The sequence below is a fragment of the Pseudomonas sp. SDO55104_S430 genome, assembly GCF_054070595.1.
On record NZ_JBSVXG010000079.1, the window covers coordinates 1 to 18,547 of the forward strand.

The 18,547-nt window shown below is 60.2% G+C and carries 15 protein-coding genes; 5 read left to right on the forward strand and 10 right to left on the reverse strand.

Going from position 1 to position 18,547, the window contains the following annotated elements:
- Window positions 1-85: 85 nt before the first annotated feature.
- The 4 genes from pqqC to ACW9JE_RS15720 are packed head-to-tail and all read left to right on the forward strand — an operon-like array spanning window position 86 to window position 4,049.
- The gene (gene pqqC / locus ACW9JE_RS15705; protein ID WP_224539296.1) at window positions 86-838 is read left to right on the forward strand and encodes a pyrroloquinoline-quinone synthase PqqC; all 753 of its coding nucleotides are present in this window, start codon (window positions 86-88) and stop codon (window positions 836-838) included.
- Window positions 835-1,110 (forward strand): pyrroloquinoline quinone biosynthesis peptide chaperone PqqD, encoded by a 276-nt coding sequence (gene pqqD / locus ACW9JE_RS15710; RefSeq protein ID WP_457433255.1) that lies wholly within the window; start codon window positions 835-837, stop codon window positions 1,108-1,110. Before pqqC ends, pqqD begins: the two co-directional genes overlap by 4 nt.
- Window positions 1,103-2,257, forward strand: a complete 1,155-nt coding sequence (pqqE, locus tag ACW9JE_RS15715; protein ID WP_224539300.1) for a pyrroloquinoline quinone biosynthesis protein PqqE — start codon at window positions 1,103-1,105, stop codon at window positions 2,255-2,257. The genes pqqD and pqqE overlap by 8 nt, the downstream gene beginning before the upstream one ends.
- Complete coding sequence (locus ACW9JE_RS15720) at window positions 2,223-4,049, forward strand: prolyl oligopeptidase family serine peptidase (protein ID WP_457433256.1); 1,827 nt, start codon at window positions 2,223-2,225, stop codon at window positions 4,047-4,049. The genes pqqE and ACW9JE_RS15720 overlap by 35 nt, the downstream gene beginning before the upstream one ends.
- A gap of 140 nt (window positions 4,050-4,189) precedes the next feature.
- Here ACW9JE_RS15720 and ACW9JE_RS15725 read toward each other — a convergent pair whose 3' ends face one another.
- The 4 genes from ACW9JE_RS15725 to ACW9JE_RS15740 form a co-directional block, all read right to left on the reverse strand.
- Entirely contained in the window at window positions 4,190-4,348 is a 159-nt protein-coding gene (locus ACW9JE_RS15725) for a YqaE/Pmp3 family membrane protein (protein WP_003228885.1), read from the reverse strand.
- A gap of 84 nt (window positions 4,349-4,432) precedes the next feature.
- The gene (locus ACW9JE_RS15730; RefSeq protein WP_224539289.1) at window positions 4,433-4,753 is read right to left on the reverse strand and encodes a helix-turn-helix domain-containing protein; all 321 of its coding nucleotides are present in this window, start codon (window positions 4,751-4,753) and stop codon (window positions 4,433-4,435) included.
- Entirely contained in the window at window positions 4,746-5,102 is a 357-nt protein-coding gene (locus tag ACW9JE_RS15735; protein WP_224539298.1) for a type II toxin-antitoxin system RelE/ParE family toxin, read from the reverse strand. The genes ACW9JE_RS15730 and ACW9JE_RS15735 overlap by 8 nt, the downstream gene beginning before the upstream one ends.
- A gap of 250 nt (window positions 5,103-5,352) precedes the next feature.
- Window positions 5,353-6,636 (reverse strand): aspartate aminotransferase family protein, encoded by a 1,284-nt coding sequence (locus ACW9JE_RS15740; protein WP_457433257.1) that lies wholly within the window; start codon window positions 6,634-6,636, stop codon window positions 5,353-5,355.
- A 168-nt stretch (window positions 6,637-6,804) separates the two neighbouring features.
- Between ACW9JE_RS15740 and ACW9JE_RS15745 the strand changes: the two genes are divergently transcribed.
- Entirely contained in the window at window positions 6,805-7,716 is a 912-nt protein-coding gene (locus tag ACW9JE_RS15745) for a LysR family transcriptional regulator (RefSeq protein WP_224539285.1), read from the forward strand.
- A gap of 234 nt (window positions 7,717-7,950) precedes the next feature.
- Here ACW9JE_RS15745 and ACW9JE_RS15750 read toward each other — a convergent pair whose 3' ends face one another.
- The 6 genes from ACW9JE_RS15750 to ACW9JE_RS15775 form a co-directional block, all read right to left on the reverse strand.
- Window positions 7,951-9,729 (reverse strand): acyl-CoA dehydrogenase C-terminal domain-containing protein, encoded by a 1,779-nt coding sequence (locus ACW9JE_RS15750; RefSeq protein WP_457433258.1) that lies wholly within the window; start codon window positions 9,727-9,729, stop codon window positions 7,951-7,953.
- Between the two features lie 202 nt (window positions 9,730-9,931).
- Window positions 9,932-11,728: an acyl-CoA dehydrogenase C-terminal domain-containing protein gene (locus ACW9JE_RS15755; protein ID WP_457433259.1), complete on the reverse strand. Its 1,797-nt coding sequence runs from the start codon at window positions 11,726-11,728 to the stop codon at window positions 9,932-9,934.
- A gap of 86 nt (window positions 11,729-11,814) precedes the next feature.
- Complete coding sequence (locus tag ACW9JE_RS15760; protein WP_457433260.1) at window positions 11,815-13,107, reverse strand: GGDEF domain-containing protein; 1,293 nt, start codon at window positions 13,105-13,107, stop codon at window positions 11,815-11,817.
- A 150-nt stretch (window positions 13,108-13,257) separates the two neighbouring features.
- Window positions 13,258-15,342, reverse strand: a complete 2,085-nt coding sequence (locus ACW9JE_RS15765; RefSeq protein ID WP_457433268.1) for a cytochrome-c peroxidase — start codon at window positions 15,340-15,342, stop codon at window positions 13,258-13,260.
- 733 nt (window positions 15,343-16,075) lie between these two features.
- On the reverse strand, window positions 16,076-17,881 hold the full coding sequence (locus tag ACW9JE_RS15770) for a phenylacyl-CoA dehydrogenase (protein WP_224539274.1): 1,806 nt from the start codon (window positions 17,879-17,881) through the stop codon (window positions 16,076-16,078).
- A gap of 278 nt (window positions 17,882-18,159) precedes the next feature.
- Window positions 18,160-18,456 carry a pyrroloquinoline quinone biosynthesis protein PqqE gene (locus ACW9JE_RS15775; RefSeq protein ID WP_224539272.1) on the reverse strand — a complete coding sequence of 99 codons (297 nt, stop codon included), beginning with the start codon at window positions 18,454-18,456 and terminating at the stop codon, window positions 18,160-18,162.
- Window positions 18,457-18,547: the final 91 nt, after the last annotated feature.

The following is an 18,547-nucleotide window of genomic DNA, read 5'->3' on the forward strand; positions in this document are numbered from 1 at the left end:
TAAGCGCTCAACTGTGGGAGCGAGCCTGCTCGCGATAAGGCCGAATCGCCACCGCGAATCCATCGGTTTGCCCCGGAGAAAAGCAATGACCGACACCCCAATGTCCCCCGCCGAATTCGAGCAGGCCCTGCGCGCCAAGGGCGCCTACTACCACATCCACCACCCCTACCATGTGACGATGTACGAAGGCCGGGCCACCCGCGAGCAGATCCAGGGCTGGGTCGCAAACCGCTTCTACTATCAGGTGAACATCCCGCTCAAGGACGCCGCGATCCTCGCCAACTGCCCCGACCGCGAAATCCGTCGTGAGTGGATTCAGCGCCTGCTCGATCACGATGGCGCGCCGGGTGAAGACGGCGGCATCGAAGCCTGGTTGCGCCTGGGCCAGGCGGTCGGTCTGGACCCCGATCAACTGCGCTCCCAGGAACTGGTGCTGCCCGGCGTGCGCTTCGCCGTGGACGCCTACGTCAACTTCGCGCGCCGCGCCAGTTGGCAGGAAGCCGCCAGCAGCTCGCTGACCGAACTGTTCGCGCCGCAGATCCACCAGTCGCGCCTGGACAGCTGGCCGCAGCATTACCCGTGGATCGACCCCGCTGGCTACGAGTATTTCCGCACCCGCCTGGGCCAGGCCCGGCGCGATGTCGAGCACGGTCTTTCGATCACCCTTGAACACTACAAGACACGCGAAGGTCAGGAGCGCATGCTGGAGATTCTCCAGTTCAAACTCGACATTCTCTGGAGCATGCTCGACGCCATGAGCATGGCCTACGAACTGAACCGCCCGCCCTATCACAGCGTGACCGGGCAACGGGTCTGGCACAAAGGAATCAGCCTATGAGTTTCGATCGCAGCATGACCCCGAGCTGGCGTCCTGGCTACCGCTTCCAGTACGAACCGGCCCAGAAAGGCCACGTGCTGCTGTATCCGGAAGGCATGATCAAACTCAATGAAAGCGCCGCGCTGATCGGCGGCCTGATCGACGGCGAACGCGATGTCGCCGCGATCATTGGTGAACTCGACAAGCAGTTCCCCGGCGTGCCGGAACTGGGTGACGACATCGAGCAATTCATGGAGGTCGCCCGTGCTCAGCACTGGATCGAACTTGCCTGATTGCGCGTCGGACAAGTTACCGCCCAAACCGGAAATCGGCCTGCCGCTGTGGCTGCTCGCCGAGCTGACCTACCGTTGCCCACTGCAATGTCCGTACTGTTCCAACCCGCTGGATTTCGCCGGGCAAGGCAAAGAGTTAAGCACCGAACAGTGGATCAAGGTGTTTCGCGAAGCCCGGGAAATGGGCGCCGCGCAACTCGGCTTTTCCGGTGGCGAGCCGCTGGTGCGCCAGGACCTCGCCGAGCTGATTGCCGAGGCGCGCAAGCTGGGGTTCTACACCAACCTGATCACCTCCGGCATCGGTCTGACCGAGCAGAAAATCAGCGATTTCAAGAAGGCTGGCCTGGACCATATCCAGATCAGTTTCCAGGCCAGCGACGAGCAAGTGAACAACCTGCTGGCCGGTTCGAAAAAGGCCTTTGCGCAGAAGCTGGAAATGGCCCGCGCGGTCAAAGCCCACGGCTATCCGATGGTGCTGAACTTCGTCACCCATCGGCACAACATCGACAAAATCGACCGCATCATCGAACTGTGCATCGCCCTCGAAGCGGACTTCGTCGAACTCGCCACCTGCCAGTTCTACGGCTGGGCCCAGCTCAACCGCGTGGGGCTGCTGCCGACCCGGGAGCAACTGGTGCGCGCCGAACGCATCACCAACGAATACCGCGCCAAACTCGAAGCCCAGGGCCATCCGTGCAAGCTGATCTTCGTCACGCCGGACTACTATGAAGAACGTCCGAAGGCCTGCATGAATGGCTGGGGCAGTATTTTTCTGACAGTGACACCGGACGGAACCGCACTGCCCTGTCACGGCGCCCGACAGCTGCCGGTGCAGTTTCCCAACGTGCGCGACCACAGCATGCAACACATCTGGTACGACTCGTTCGGCTTCAACCGCTTCCGTGGTTACAACTGGATGCCCGAGCCCTGCCGTTCCTGCGACGAGAAGGAAAAAGACTTCGGCGGCTGTCGCTGCCAGGCCTTCATGCTCACCGGTGACGCGAGCAATGCGGACCCGGTGTGCAGCAAATCGCATCATCACGACGTGATCCTCAACGCCCGCGAAGAGGCCGAGCACGCCACTCAGTCCATCGAACAACTGGCCTTTCGCAATGAACGAAATTCACGCCTCATCGCCAAAAGCTGAACCCTTGACTGCCGCCAGGGCCGTGGCCGCCGGCATCGATTTCGCCGAATTGCAGGCAGGCCCCCTGGGCCTGTTCTGGAACGAATATCGACCGGAGGACGCGGCCTGTCGTATCTGGCATTGGCGCGACAGCGTAGCGAAATGTCTGACACCGCTGGGCTTCAGCGTGCGCAGTCGGGTGTACGAATATGGCGGTGGGGCGTTTTGTCTGACAGGCGACGGTGTGGTTTTCGTCAACGAGGCCGACCAGCAGCTGTATCGGCAATCACTGAATAGCGACACGCCCGAAGTGCTCACCAGCGGTGTGTGTCGTTACGGTGATTTGCAGTTCGCCAATGGTCAGGTGTTGGCGGTCGAGGAGAACCGCGATCGGCATCGACTGGTGGCTATCGATCTGGCTGACGGCAAGCGTCATCTGCTGGTCGAAGGAGCTGACTTCTACGCCGCCCCGACCCTCAGTCTTGATGCAAAACGCTTGGCCTGGATCGAATGGAGTCGCCCGGATCAGCCGTGGACCGCGACCCGCTTGATGGTTGCCGAAGGTCTCGATGACGGTGACTTCGGACCCGCCCGCTGCATGGCCGGCGATGACGGGCAGGAATCTCTGCAACAACCTCGATTTGATGCCAGCGGCCGGTTGTTCTGCCTGACCGATCGTGGCGGCTACTGGCAGCCCTGGATGGAGTCGGAAAACGGTCTGAGCCCTTTACCGAGCAAGGCAGCCGACCATGGCCCCGCGCCCTGGCAACTCGGTGGCTGCACCTGGTTGCCGCTGAGTGAAGGCCGCTATTTGGCGAGTTGGACCGAAGGCGGTTTTGGGCGACTGGGATTGTGTGGTGCCACGTATGAAGAATTCGCCGGCGACTACAGCCGCTTTCGCAGCCTCGCCCTGGATGAGCGTTTCATTTACTGCATTGCGGCATCGCCCATCAGCTCTTCGGCAGTAATTGCCATTGATCGCCAGAGCCGGCAGATCAAGGTGCTGGCCGGTGGTATCGCGCCACTGCCCGCCGAACAGATCAGCCGCCCGCAAACCCTGCGCTACCCCAGCGGCTCGGGCGAGGCCCACGGTTTCTTCTACCCGGCGATGACCGGCGATGCACAACCGCCTTTGGTGGTGTTCATCCACGGCGGCCCGACCTCGGCGTGCTATCCGATGTTCGATCCGCGCATCCAGTACTGGACACAGCGGGGATTCGCCGTGGCCGATCTCAACTACCGTGGCAGCAGCGGCTATGGCCGCGACTATCGACAGGCCTTGCATTTGAGTTGGGGAGACGTCGATGTCGAAGATGCTTGCGCGGTGGTCAGGCACCTGGCCGAACGCGGCCTGATCGACGGCGAAAAAGCCTTCATCCGCGGCGGCAGCGCCGGGGGATACACCACGCTGTGCGCGCTGGCCTTCCACAATGTTTTCCGCGCCGGCGCCAGCCTCTATGGCGTCAGCGACCCTGTGGCGCTGGGCCGGGCCACCCACAAATTCGAGAGCGATTACCTGGACTGGCTGATCGGCGACCCCGTAAAAGACGCAGAGCGCTACGCCTCACGAACACCGCTACTGCACGCGAGCAACATTCGTGTGCCGATGATCTTCTTTCAAGGGGAACTGGACGCCGTTGTCGTGCCACAGCAGACCCGGGACATGGTCGACGCGTTGCTGAACAACGGGATTCTGGTCGAGGCACATTACTACGCCGAAGAGCGCCATGGCTTCCGCCAGGCCGGCAATCAGGCCCATGCGCTGGAGCAGGAGTGGTTGTTTTATCGGCGGGTGATGGAGCAGGGAGATTGATGCCGGAAATTGTGGTGCGCCAATCGCGAGCAGGCTCGCTCCCACAATTGATCTCGGATGTGCTCACTTGTTGTGGTCACTGAAGATTCAATGTGGGAGCGAGCCTGCTCGCGATAGCGATCTATCAGGCCCCGCCAACCTCAACGCTTGGCGATGATGTAAACCGCATGCACGATCCCCGGAATGTAACCGCACAGCGTCAAAAGAATATTCAGCCAGAACGCCCCGCCAAATCCCACTTGCAGAAACACACCCAGCGGCGGCAAGAGAATGGCGATGATGATGCGAATGAAATCCATGGGTTCAGCTCCTGATTGAAGTCGGCTTGTGCAAGCCATACATGCAATCGACCTGCGCGGTGGGTGAGGGTTCAGCCAAGTGAATCAGGCCAGAATTTCCAGGCCATGTTTCTGAACGATGCTCAACAACTTCAACGCCATGCCACTGGGGTGTTTATCCCCTGCTTCCCATTGTTTGACGGTGGAGGGGCTGGTGTTCAGGTAGCGGGCGAATACAGGCTGACTGACATTGTTGCGCTCGCGCAGAGCCTTGATCTGTTCTGGTGAGATTTCATCCGGAACCGTAGCCAGACATGACTCATCGAATTCGCGCATGGTCGCCTTGCTGATGGCTCCGATGGCATATAACGCACTGGCGGATTCGTGGACCGACTCTAATGCTTCACTTTTGAATTTTTTACTCATGGAATATCTCCATTAAATCCTTCGTATCCAGCAAGTACTGAACTTGCCACTCTGTCAGTTCCTGATAGAACTTCACCATTTTTCGGAACCCCAGCAAGTCGGCATGGGTGATATTGCTCAGGTCTTTCTTGGCATAAAGGTATTGGTAAACCCAGCAACCTCCACCTTTGGCCAAAACAATCGACCGATGCCGATTGGCATTCAAACGCTTCTTCCAGACCCCTCCACCGAGATCCACCGCCTGCCCCTTGAGCATCTCGGCGAACGCTTCTCGAAGCTCGTCATCACCGATCCACGCCTTCGCCGCCTGCATTGCAAAACGTTTTGTCTTGAACAGCCTCGGTAACATTGGCATCCCTTCCAAAAACATACCACCCAGTGGTATAGAACTCAAAGGCATCACAACAACAAAATTGTTGCGATGGCACCGACGCTCCTTGCCGACGCTCCGCTAAAAAGCCATTTTTCCCCCAACCACTCAAGCCGAAATTGCCTTTTGCAAAACCCGGCCACAAAAAAACGCCCCACGCCAAAAGAATCAGGCATGGGGCGTGCGTTATACCGCGAGACGGTTCGGGTGTTGGGGGCAGGCTGTCAGCTCAGACGGCGATGCCTTTTCGGCACTGCACTTGCGCGGTGCGCACTCGGGAAAAGGCGCGGGCCAGGCGCAGGAGCATTTCGTCTATGTTGGCCTTGCTGACGGTCAGTGCCGGGGTGAAGCGCAGGCAGTCGGGTTGCGGGGCGTTGAGCAGCAGGCCTTCGTAGAGTGCGGCCTTGACCACGGCGTCGGCGCAATCGTCGGACAGGGTCAGGCCCCAGAGCAGGCCTTGGCCGCGCAACTCTCCGTGGCCGTAGCGATGGGACAGGCGCTGCAGACCTTCGCGCAGGTGCTGGCCGGTCTCGGCGACATGTTGCAGAAACGCCTTGTCCTGCACGCTGTCGAGCACGGCCAGGCCGGCAGCGGTCATCAATGCGTTGCCATGATGAGTGCCGCTCATTTCGCCCACGTCGAAACAGCAGGCCTTGCCCCGCGCCAGCAATGCCGCCACCGGCACACCACCACCCAGCCCTTTGCCGAGCACGAGGATATCGGCGCGGATGCCGTAGGACTGTTCCGCGAGCAGGGTGCCGCAGTGACCGATGCCGGTTTGCACTTCGTCGAGGATCAGCAGGATGCCCAGTTCGCGGCACAGGCGTTCGACACCCTTTAGGTAGTGCGCCGTGGCCGGGATCACCCCGGCTTCGCTCTGGATCGGCTCGAGCAGGATCGCCACCGTCCGCTCATCCACCGCCGCATGCAGCGCCGGCAGATCGTTGAACGGCACGTGGCTGAACCCCGGAAGCTGCGGCTCGAAACGGTTGATCTGCGCCGAACTGTCCGACGCTGAAATCGTCGCGATGCTGCGCCCGTGACAGGCATTGCTGGCAACGATAATCCGCGATGCGCCACCGCGATGCTGTTGACCCCATTTACGCGCCAGCTTGATCGCTGCCTCACAGGCCTCGCTGCCGGTGTTGAGCAGATGCGCCTGATCACTGCCGGTGCTGCTGCACAGGCGCTCGGCGAGGTTGAGCATGCCGCGGTTATGCAGGCCGAAACCCGGATTGATCAGCGACTGGGCCTGCGCGGTGATTGCATCGACCATGGCCTTGGGGCTGTGGCCGAGGCTGTTGGCCCCGCCCCCTTGAGAGAAATCCAGATAAGCGCGGTCTTCGCTGTCCCACAACCAGGAACCCTGGCCACGGACGAACACCTGTTCCGGCCGCTCGACACTGGGCATCAGGCATTCGCTGGAAAGGTTGTCATGCCCGGAGGGAAAAGAAGCATCCGCCACCAGATCATCCAGACTCGGCGAATGACGACGCAGGCTGAACAGGTTCATTGGCTCAGCCCTCGTTGCCGATTTTTGTCTTGCCTATGTAAACACCATCGAAACAAACGGTATTCATCGCGCTCTGTGGCCCTGTAAGCCATGTGATTACGGTTAGACTAGGCTCAGACAAGGCGCTGAGCCATTTCGATTTACGAGCATTTTCGATAAGTATCTCTTATGGATTTCAAGCAACTCCGCTATTTCGTCGCGGTGTATGAAGAAGGCCACGTCGGTCGCGCCGCCGAACGCCTGTCCATCTCCCAGCCGGCGTTGTCCCAGCAGATCCGTCATCTGGAACAGACCCTGGACGTCAGCCTCTTCGAACGCAGCAGCAAACGCCTGTTGCCGACCCTCGCTGCCCATACCCTCTATAACCACGCCCTGCCCTTGCTCGACGGTCTGCAACGAGCGCGCGAAGCACTGGGCAACTTCAAGGGCCAGGCGCTGCGCACCCTGGCCATCGGCGTTTTGCAGACCGTGCACACCAGCCTGGTGCCGCAAATGCTCGAACGCCTGCGTCAGGAGCAGCCGCATCTGGTGGTGCAGATCTACGAGTTGTCGGGACTGGACATCGAACGCCGGCTGCTCAATGGCTCGCTGGATATCGGCATCAGCTACCTGCCGCCGCGGCAACCGGGGCTGCATGGCGTGATGCTGTACGAGGATGAACTGACCCTTGTCATCCCGGCGGATCATCCGTTGCGGGAGTTCAAGAAAGTCTCCATGAGCCAGGCTGCCGAGCTGCCGATGCTGCTGTTGGGCGAAGAGTTTCAGGTGCGGCAGATCTGGCAGGCGCAACTGACGAACCTGGGCCGTCGACCCCAGGTGCAAGCCGAGCTGAACAACATGGCCGGGATTCTCGGCAGCCTGCCGCACACGCAATTGGCCACCGTACTGCCCGGCCGCTCACAAAAGGCACACGGCAACAAGGAACTGCTGTGGAAACCACTGACCGAGCCACGGGTGCCATTGAAAGTCGGGCTGGTGTGTCGGGATGTGCAACGGCAACAGGCATCGATGGCCTTGCTGCGTAACTTGCTTGAGGAGGTGATGAATCGGCCGGACGACCGCCTTGAATCGCGCGCCTGAACGCTGAAGACTTTTTCGCAGGCATAAGAAAACCCCGCCGAAGCGGGGTTTTGCAGACTGTTTCCCTGACATCCATTTCACTCCGCCGCCCTGGCAGAATCCTACGTGTCCGTGTTGTTGCTTTGCGCTTCCTGCGCTACGTCCATGTGAAGTAGATTAGCCGTGGATCCAATTGGCTACTATGGGAGAAAAGCATTACGTCATGTAAGAGAATGCTTACATGACGTTACATCCTCAGAATTGCGCTGCATCCAACAGGAACAGCGACTCGCTACCGGCCTTCACCGACGCACTCAGGGAATGAATCCGCGGCAGCAGGCGGGCGAAATAGAACCGCGCCGTGCCCAGTTTGCTCGCGTAGAAATCCTCCTGCGCCTCTTTGCCCAACGCCGCCTTGGCCATCAACGCCCACATGTAGGCATACGCGGTGTAGCCGAACGCTTGCAGGTACTCCACCGACGCCGCGCCGATCTCGTTCGGGTTGGCTTTCGCACGGTCCAGCAACCAGGCCGTCAATTCATCCATCACGCTCACCGCGTCATTCAGCGGCTTGGTGAACTCCGCCAGATCAGCGCTGGCAGTTGCGGTGAAGTGACGGATCTCGTCGGCGAACAGCTTGTAGAACGCCCCGCCGCTGCCCACCACCTTGCGACCCACCAGATCCAGCGCCTGAATGCCGTTGGTGCCTTCGTAGATCTGGGTGATACGCACGTCGCGCACCAGTTGTTCCTGGCCCCACTCACGGATGTAGCCGTGACCGCCGAACACTTGCTGACCGTGAACCGTGGTTTCCAAACCGAGATCGGTCAGGAACGCCTTGGCCACCGGGGTCAACAGGGCGACCAGGTCTTCTGCACGCTTGCGCGTTGCGGCGTCTTCGCTGAACTTGGCGGTGTCCAGTTGCATGGCCACGTAGGTGGAGAACGCACGGCCGCCTTCGTTGGAAGCTTTCATGGTCAGCAGCATGCGACGCACGTCCGGGTGGACGATGATCGGGTCGGCCACCTTGTCCTTGTTCTGCGCGCCGGTCGGGGAACGGCTCTGCAGGCGGTCGCGGGCGTACTCGATGGCGTTCTGATAGGAACGTTCGCCGCTCGCCAGGCCCTGGATACCGACGCCCAGACGCTCGTAGTTCATCATGGTGAACATCGCCGCCAGGCCCTTGTTCGGCTCGCCGACCAGGTAGCCCACAGCTTCGTCGAAGTTCATCACACAGGTCGCGGACGCCTGGATGCCCATCTTGTGCTCGATCGACCCGCAGTTGGCCGGGTTGCGCGCGCCCAGGCTGCCATCGGCATTGACCAGGAACTTCGGCACCAGGAACAGCGAAATGCCTTTCGGACCCGCCGGTGCATCCGGCAGTTTGGCCAGTACCAGGTGGATGATGTTTTCGGTCAGGTCGTGCTCACCGCCGGTGATGAAAATCTTTGTGCCGCTGACCTTGTAGGAACCATCGGCCTGAGGCTCGGCCTTGGTGCGGATGATTCCCAAGTCAGTGCCGGCGTGCGGCTCGGTCAGGCACATGGAACCGGCCCAGATACCGGCGTACATGTTCGGCAGGTAAGCCGATTTCAACTCTTCGCTGGCGTGGGCGTTGATCGACAGGCAGGCACCGGCGGTGAGCATCGGGTACAGGCCGAACGACAGGCTCGCGGAGTTGACCATCTCTTCGACCTGGGCCGACACCGCCTTGGGCATGCCCATGCCGCCGTAGGCCGGATCGCCGCCGACACCGACCCAGCCGCCTTCGGCATAAGTCTGATAGGCCTGTGGAAAACCGGCCGGCGTGGTGACGGCACCTTCGGCCCAGTGGCAACCCTCTTCGTCAGCCGCGCGGCTCAGGGGCGCGATGCTTTTGCTGGTGACCTTGCCGGCCTCTTCGAGGATGGCTTCGACGGTTTCGGCGTCGACGGTATCGGCCAACACCGGCAACTCGGCCCAGAGTTTGGCGACCTCGAATACTTCATTGAGGACGAAGCGCATATCGCGCAGGGGCGCTTTGTAGTCAGCCATGGCAAACCTCGCAAGATCTAATACAGGTATTCACAGGAAGGGTATTAACGATGGGGCCGAGTGTACCCCAACAACTTTTGCGACACATAGGGTCGACACATGACTGTTTTGTTATTTTTGGTCATCAGAAAAAATCGCAGCCCACGACAGCGAATCCCTTTGGGAACTGCCGCAGGCTGCGATCTTTACAAACATCAACTGCTTAAAGGGCAAACAACTCCGCCGGCAAGTGCATCAGGCAATCACTGCCCGCCTCGATGGCCGCCCGATGCGCTGCGGTACGCGGCAACAGTCGCTTGAAATAGAACTCGTTGGTCGCCAGTTTGCTGCGGCAGAAATCCGCATCGCCGCTGCCGTCGTCCAACTGCGCCTGCGCCACCAGCGCCATCCTCAACCACAGGTAGCCAAGGATGATGTAGCCGCTGAACATCAGGTAATCCACCGACGCTGCACCGACTTCGTCGGGATTTTTCATCGCGGCCATGCCGATCCCGGTGGTCACCTCGCCCCACTGCCGATTCAGCTCGTTGAGCTGCGCCACATACGGCGCCAGTTGCGGGTGACCGGCATTGGCCAGGCAGAACTTGTGCACGATCTTGGTGAAACCGCGCAGCAATTTGCCCTGGCTGCCCAGGACCTTGCGCCCGAGCAGGTCCAGCGCCTGAATGCCGTTGGTGCCCTCATAGATCGGCGCGATACGGCAATCGCGCACCAACTGCTCCATGCCCCATTCACGAATGAAGCCGTGGCCGCCGAACACCTGCATGCCGTGGTTGGTCACCTCCAGGCCTGTTTCGGTCATGAACGCCTTGCAGATCGGCGTGAGGAACGCCAACAGGTCTTCGGCTTCCTGACGGGCCGTTTCGTCCGCACTCAGATGCGCAACGTCCAGCAACTGCGCGGTGAAATAGGTCAGAGCGCGGTTGCCTTCGTTGAAGGCTTTCATGGTCAGCAGCATCCGCCGCACGTCGGGATGGACGATGATCGGGTCGGCGGCTTTTTCCGGGGCTTTCGGGCCGGTCAGCGCGCGCATCTGCAAGCGCTCGTTGGCGTACTTGATCGCCCCCTGAAAACTCGCCTCGCCCAGACACAAGCCCTGCATGCCGGTGCCCAGCCGCGCATGGTTCATCATGGTGAACATGCAGTTCAGGCCCTTGTTCGCTTCACCGATCAAAAAGCCCCTGGCCCCGTCGAAGTTCAGCACGCAGGTGGCCGACGCCTTGATGCCCATCTTGTGTTCGATGGAACCGCAGGACACGCCATTGCGCTCCCCGGCGTCTCCCGCGGCGTCGGGCAGGAACTTGGGCACGATGAACAGCGAAATGCCCTTGGTGCCCGCCGGTGCATCCGGCAGTTTGGCCAGCACCAAGTGAATGATGTTGTCGCTCATGTCGTGCTCGCCGGCGGAGATGAAAATCTTGCTGCCGGTGATCGCGTAGCTGCCGTCAGCCTGAGGCACGGCGCGGGTCTTGATGATGCCCAGATCGGTGCCGCAATGGGCCTCTGTCAGGCACATGGTGCCGGTCCACTGACCGGCGGTGAGTTTGCTCAGGTAAGTCAGTTTCTGTTCTTCGGTACCGTGGGCGTGGATGGCCGACATGGCGCCGTGGGTCAGGCCGGGGTACATGCCCCATGAGGTGTTGCTGGAAGCGACCATTTCGCTGATCACCAGCCCCAGTGAACTCGGCAAACCCTGACCGCCGTAAGCCGGATCGGCCGCCAGCCCGTGCCAGCCGCCCTCGACATACTGTGCGAAAGCCTGTTTGAAACCGGCCGGTGTGGTCACCACGCCGTTATCGAAATGGCAGCCCTCTTCATCGCCACTGCGGTTGAGGGGCGACAGCACGTTTTCGCAGAACTTCGCGCCTTCCTCGAGGATCGCGCCGATCATGTCCGGGCTGGCGTCATTGGCCCCCAGCGTGGCGTAGCTGCTGTGAAAGTCGAAGACGTGGTCGATCAGAAAGCGCATGTCGCGCAGGGGAGCTTTGTACTCGGGCATGGTCGTTTCTCCGTCGGCAGATTTTTCCAACCTACTGCTGGCAACCACGCCCCACAATCACAGTCCAGACGCTGAATGCGCCATCATCACTCAGCCGTAGCGGCATCCATTCGCACGGCGCCGCGCCGCGTCTGCCCGAACGCCATCACGCAGTTACGCCCCGCGCCCTTCGCGCTGTAGAGTGCCTGGTCGGCGGACTTGAGCACTTCTTCCGGCGTGCGCTGCTCGATCCGCTCGGCGACGCCGATGCTGACCGTCACCGACACACTCGAAGCAGCGGAGCCGGTACGGCGTTGACGCCCCTGGTTGTCATCCTGCGGACGACTCTCCTGATTGCGCAGGTGAATCAGGTAAGTGGCGATGGACTCGCGGATCACTTCCAGATGCGGCATGCATTCTTCCAGCGTCTTGCCGGCAAACACCAGGGCAAACTCTTCGCCGCCATAGCGATACGCCTTGCCGCCGCCACCGATTTTCGACAGCTTGCTGGCCACCAGTCGCAACACCTGGTCGCCGACATCGTGGCCATGGGTATCGTTGAATTTCTTGAAGTGGTCGACGTCGCTCATGGCCAGCACATAAGTGCGACCCAGACGCTGCATGCGCTCGTTCAAGGCACGACGACCGGGGATGCCCGTAAGCTCGTCGCGGAACGCCATCTGATAGGCCTCATGGGCAACGGCGGCGGCGATCATCAGCATCACCTGGCTGCACATGATGTTCAGGGTGAACGGCAGGATGAAGGTTTTCGGCAGCATCCAGAACAGCCCGAGCAACCCGACAAGCTGCGCGGCGTGGAGTGGCCGGGGGTTGCGCCAGTACTGCCAGGCCAGCAGCAGGAAGGCCGCGATGAACACCGGATAAGACAGTTGAATCAGGCTCATCCAGGCGCCATGCAAGGCCGGCCAGCGGATCTCCGACAGCCACATCAGCAGCGCCTGCGGGTAACTCTGCTCCAGCCCCAGCGCCACGCTGCCCACCGCCAGCAACACCGCGAAACGCGCGACCATGTCCTGGAACAGGTGCGTTCTTTCCTGCCAGGCAGCGAAAATTCCGAACAGCAGCGGCAACAACAGGCAACACAAATGGAAAACCACGGCGGCGTCTTCGCGCACCTTGCCGTTGTCGCGGTAGAAGTCGGTCTGGGTGTCGAGCAGGAAATAAGCGGTGTACACCGTGACCATCAGAAACAGTTCGCGCTGACGGCGGTAAACCGCGCAATAAGCACCGCCGAGCAGCAGCACCAAGGTCGGCAGGACGTTGAACAGCGAGGTGAAGAAGACGTTGAGATCCTTGACGTAGGCGGCGGCAAGCCCCGCCAGCAACAGCAGCAAAGACGGCAGGAAATGACTGAAACGTACAGCAGAAGGACGCGGCAAGGGTAAGACTCCTACCCATCAGATCAATAGATGGCAATGTGCCAACTACTGTAACGGCAGAAGTCTTCAATTGCTGAGTGAATTAGTGAGGCATTTGTGAAAAAAAGCGTCACTGGCGACCATCGACCGCCAGTGACGTAAAGGGAAACTTTATTGCGGCAGGTCGTTATTGAACGGTTGCAATGGCCCCTCCAGCGCTGGCCGACCTTCGGCACCGATGGGTTTGAGCTGGAATTCGGCGTCCTGGGCCTGGCGAGTGGTGATCTTCGGGCTGACCGGTTTTTGAACGACAGCGTTTTCATCGCCCTTCGCACCCTGTGCCAGCACCAGCGACGGATGATCGAACGGTGCCCGCTCCCACGCCACCCGCGGATCGGTCAGGCCGACCTCCATGAATTTCACCAGGGCATCGATCTCATCCTGAGTCAGGTTCAGTGGCGACATGTCCGGATCCAGGTTGGAGCCGTTGTGCTGATTGACCGCCGGGTGCTCGAAGCCGCTGGTGTTGCTGGCATCTTCGCCACGCCGGTCGCCGCCGCGGTTGTAGAACTCCATGACCTGTTGCAGCGTGGCGCGGCTGCCGTTGTGGAAGTAGGGACCGGTCAGCGCGATGTTGCGCAGTGTCGGGGTCTTGAACGCGCCATCGACCGAGTCACGGAAGTTGACGTTGGGTTTGAGCGTCGCATCGCAGGGGATCACCGCGCTCAACGGCGCCTCGAAGGTGCAGACATCGATGTCCAGCGAGTCCGGAATATTCCCGCCCTGCAGTTGGGTGTTGTACTCACGGGTGAAGGACAGCGGGTTGCCCCAGGCATCCGTCCCGCCGACTGCCAGATCTTCGGAGGTCGGACGTACGCCGGTGTTGTAGAAGCCGTTGTCATAGAGGGTGGTCAGGCCGTCCGCCATGACCATCCGCTCGATGCGTTCGCGAGGGTGGAACTGCAAGCGGCTGGCGGCATTGGTCAGCTCCGCGCCGCCGTGGCAATTGACGCACTTGCCCTTGCCCAGGAACAGATTCATGCCCTGCACCTGCTGCACGTTCATGGCTGTCTGATCGCCGTTCAGATAGGCATCCAGCGGCGCCTGGTCGGACACCAGCGTGGCTTCATACATCTGGATCGCCAGGCCGAAGAACAGCGGGAAGTTGGCCTCCATCTGGGTGTACGGCGCGCCGCCCACAAGCACCTGCTGAGTGGCGTTCCACAGCCGTGGCTGGAACGCGTTCTTGATCAGCTCGCGATAGGTTGGTCGACGAGCACCGGACACCGGGCCGAGCACCGAGTCGGTGGACGAGATCCGCTGCTGCTTGAGCATCAGCGTGTCGAGCATGCGCCGGCCGATGTCGGCAAAGGTGCGCCCGCCGCAGGACATTTCCACCGCACTGCCGGGAGGCCCGACCGCCTGGGAAGCGGCGGAGGCATCGTTGAGCGCCAGGCGTACCTTCTGGGCCACGCCGCTGCTGTCCTTGGTCACATAGATCCCGGCATCCGGGTCACGGTTGCCGAAGGGCGAGAAGCCGTTGAACACGTAGTTGGCCCGGCCATCCCAGAAGTTGCGCACATTGAACGCCGCGTTGATCACCGACGGCGCGTTGCGCCCGGTGCTGCGCCGCACATTGATGCCGCCAACCTGAAAGATCCCGTCCGGCTGCTGGGTGCACTTGTCGAAACGCGGCTGGTTGGGCTTGACGAAGTTGGCGTCGAACACCCCTTGGGAGCCGATCACGTCATCGCTGGAATAGACGATGGGCGAGTTGCGATCCTGCGGATTCGACAGCACATGGGTCGGGAAGTCGGCTTTTTTCAGCAGATAGTTTGGTCCGCCTTTACCCCCGGATTTGGTGGCGTAGGACGGTACGTCACCGGGAATGTCGGAGGCGGTGAAAGGCTTGTTGAAAATCGACGCGACGTTGGCGTGAGTGGTGGCCTGGCCTGGGTTGATCTGGTTGGTAGTGCGATGATCGACCCCGGCGTGATAGTGGCAGGACGCGCAGGCGGTGGAGCTGTCACTGCCCACTTCCATGTCCCAGAACAGCGCCTTGCCCAGCAGGATCGCCGCCGAGCGATTGAGCACATAGTCGGTCATCAGGTCGACCTTGCGCCCGCCTTCAGTGCCTGAGGGGTCAGGCGGTGCCATCCCGCGCAACGATTGCAGGCTGGTGACTTCCGGCACGGGAGGTTCAACCGTTCCCGGCGGGTCAGCCGCGAACGCGAAGTTCAGCGTAAGCCCGCTCATGAGCGCGCAAGCCAGAGGGATGGTACGCAGGATTCGCGAATGATTGGCCATGATCTTTCTCCCGGTTCAAGGCGGAGTTGCCAGGCTCCGGTTAACTATCGCGAGATGGATTCATGACCAGACATCTTTCTGCACGCGCTCGCGACAACTCCAAACGAAGTTATCGGGTGCAAGGCACGGCGACACTGGCGAAGTGCTCGCTAATCGTTGGCTATAAGTATTGGCTCGTAGCTCTGCGGCGACGCTTGATTGCACTGTAGTCGTTACAAAAGATTTCAGCAGCATATTTTTACAAATTTTATTTGATGATTCCGCCTCTCGTTAATTACCGCAACTTCGGGGATTGAACACCCCCATAACTGGGTAAAAATCCCCACAAAAGCCTATAGGCAAGGGGCCGAAGGCCGCATGCGACATTCGAAGCGGAGTTGGCAAAACAATTGCAAATCTCAAGAAAACCTCTTGACTAGTTAAAGCAATAACTTCCACCAAAGGATCATTAACTGGAGTGCTTATTCCCACTTCAATAACTAACGCTGCGCGTCATTTATATAAACAACGAAAAACCTGTAGGAGCGAGCTTGCTCGCGATGAACTAACAGGCAACGCTTTTTATCAGGACACCCGCGCTATCGCTGACTTCCATCGCGACCAAGCCCGTCCCGACAGGAAAGCAAAAAAAAAACGCCGCTCTTGAGAGAGCGGCGTTTTTGTTGAAGAACTGCGTTAAGGCTTAGTAGCCCAGTGCGAAGTCTTCTTCTTTCATGTCCATCAGGTTGTTGGCGCCCGACAGCATGGTTGCAACGTGAGTGCGGGTACGCGGCAGGATGCGCTGGAAGTAGAAGCGCGCGGTCTGCAGCTTGGCGGTGTAGAACGCCTCGTCGCTGGTGCCGGCAGCCAGTTTCTCGGCAGCCAGACGCGCCATGTCGGCCCAGAAGTAAGCCAGGCAGGCGTAACCGGAGTACATCAGGTAATCCACGGACGCCGCGCCGACTTCTTCGCGATCCTTCATGGCAGCCATACCGACCTTCATGGTCAGCTCGCCCCATTCCTTGTTCAGTGCAGCCAGCGGTGCGACGAATTCCTTGACGGCTTCGTTGCCTTCGTTGGTCTGGCAGAACTTGTGCACGATCTTGGTGAAGCCTTTCAGAGCCTCGCCCTGAGTCATCAGCACTTTACGGCCCAGCAGGTCCAACGCCTGGATGCCGGTGGTGCCTTCGTACAGCATCGAAATGCGGCTGTCGCGAACGTTCTGCTCCATGCCCCACTCGGCGATGAAGCCGTGGCCGCCGTAGATCTGCACGCCGTGGTTGGCCGATTCGAAACCGACTTCGGTCATGAAGGCCTTGGCGATCGGAGTCATGAAGGCCAGCAGTGCGTCGGCTTTCTTCTTCTCTTCTTCGTCCACACCGTATTTGACGATGTCGACTTGCTTGGCGGTGAAGTACACCATCGCGCGGTTGCCTTCGGCGAACGCCTTCATGGTCAACAGCATGCGGCGAACGTCAGGGTGCACGATGATCGGGTCAGCGGCTTTGTCCGGCGCTTTCGGGCCAGTCAGCGAGCGCATTTGCAGGCGATCGCGAGCGTATTTCAGGCCGCCCTGGAAGCCGATTTCGGCGTGGGCCAGACCCTGCAGTGCGGTACCCAGGCGTGCGGTGTTCATGAAGGTGAACATGCAGTTCAGGCCTTTGTTCGCCGGGCCGATCAGGAAACCGGTGGCCTCGTCGAAGTTCATCACGCAGGTGGCGTTGCCGTGGATGCCCATCTTGTGTTCCAGGGAACCACAGGACACGGCGTTGCGTGCACCGACAGTGCCGTCTGCGTTCGGCATGAACTTGGGCACGATGAACAGCGAGATGCCTTTGGTGCCTGCCGGTGCATCCGGCAGGCGGGCCAGCACGATGTGGACGATGTTGTCGGCCATGTCGTGTTCACCGGCCGAGATGAAGATCTTGGTGCCGGAAACCTTGTAGGAACCGTCGGCCTGAGGTTCGGCCTTGGTGCGCAGCATGCCCAGGTCGGTGCCGCAGTGCGGTTCGGTCAGGCACATGGTGCCGGTCCACTCACCCGAGACCAGCTTGGTCAGGTAAGCCTCTTGCTGCTCAGGGGTGCCGTGCTCGGAGATGGTGTTCATCGCACCGTGGGACAGGCCCGGGTACATGCCCCAGGACCAGTTGGCTTCGCCGACCATTTCGCTCACAGCAAGGCCCAGCGACTCAGGCAAACCTTGACCGCCATGCTCGACGTCGTGGGCCAGGCTTGGCCAGCCGCCTTCGACGAATTGCTTGTAGGCCTCTTTGAAACCAGTCGGGGTCTTAACGCCGGACTCGCTCCAGGTGCAGCCTTCAAGGTCGCCCACGCGGTTCAGCGGAGCCAGTACCTGCTCACAGAACTTGGCGCCTTCTTCGAGAATGGCGTCAACCATGTCCGGAGTTGCCTCCGCGCAAGCTGGAAGGCTCTGATAATGCGCTTCATAGCCAAGCAGTTCGTCACGAACGAAGCGAATATCACGCAAGGGGGCCTTGTAGTCAGGCATAGCGATAAACCTCTGCTGATGTAACCGGGAATGAGCGACCGTGTTGGATTGTTATGACGGTCAAACAGTTGTTTGAAACATACGTTTACGCCTAACCCTTGTCAAGCGTCGATCTTTTGCCGCTCGTCATCGCCTGCGCGCCAAACAAGGCGCACGGGCACGCAACGTCGTTGCCCGAGCAGCACGTCATTAAACAAAGAGTAGTTTGCAAATAAGGACTTACGATGAAAAACGCCGCGAAGATTCGCGGCGTCAGCGGTGCAGGTTCAGCGAATGAGTCAGGCGAAGGTATCGATCAGCGTACCGAGCACTTCATCGGAAGCCTTGGCGACTTTCGCCCCCAATTCCACCTGAAACTTGCCCTGGGCCATTTCCACCATGTTGCCGGTCACGTCCGATTGCTGGCTGCGATCGGTCGAACGCAGGCGCTCGGCCTGAACCTCGGAGGACTGGCTGGTGATCGAACGTTCGATAGTGTTGTTGGCGATCTGGCCGGCGGCTTGATCAACGCGGTTCTGCCCTGTCTGAATGGTGCTCAGACCGGCATAAAAAGCGGTGCTTCCTGAGATTTCCATGGGAGAACTCGTCCTTGTGGAGGATCAACAGCGCCCATTGAACCAGACCTGAGACTTAAAGGCCCGTCAAAAACACTAATGGCACAGTGCT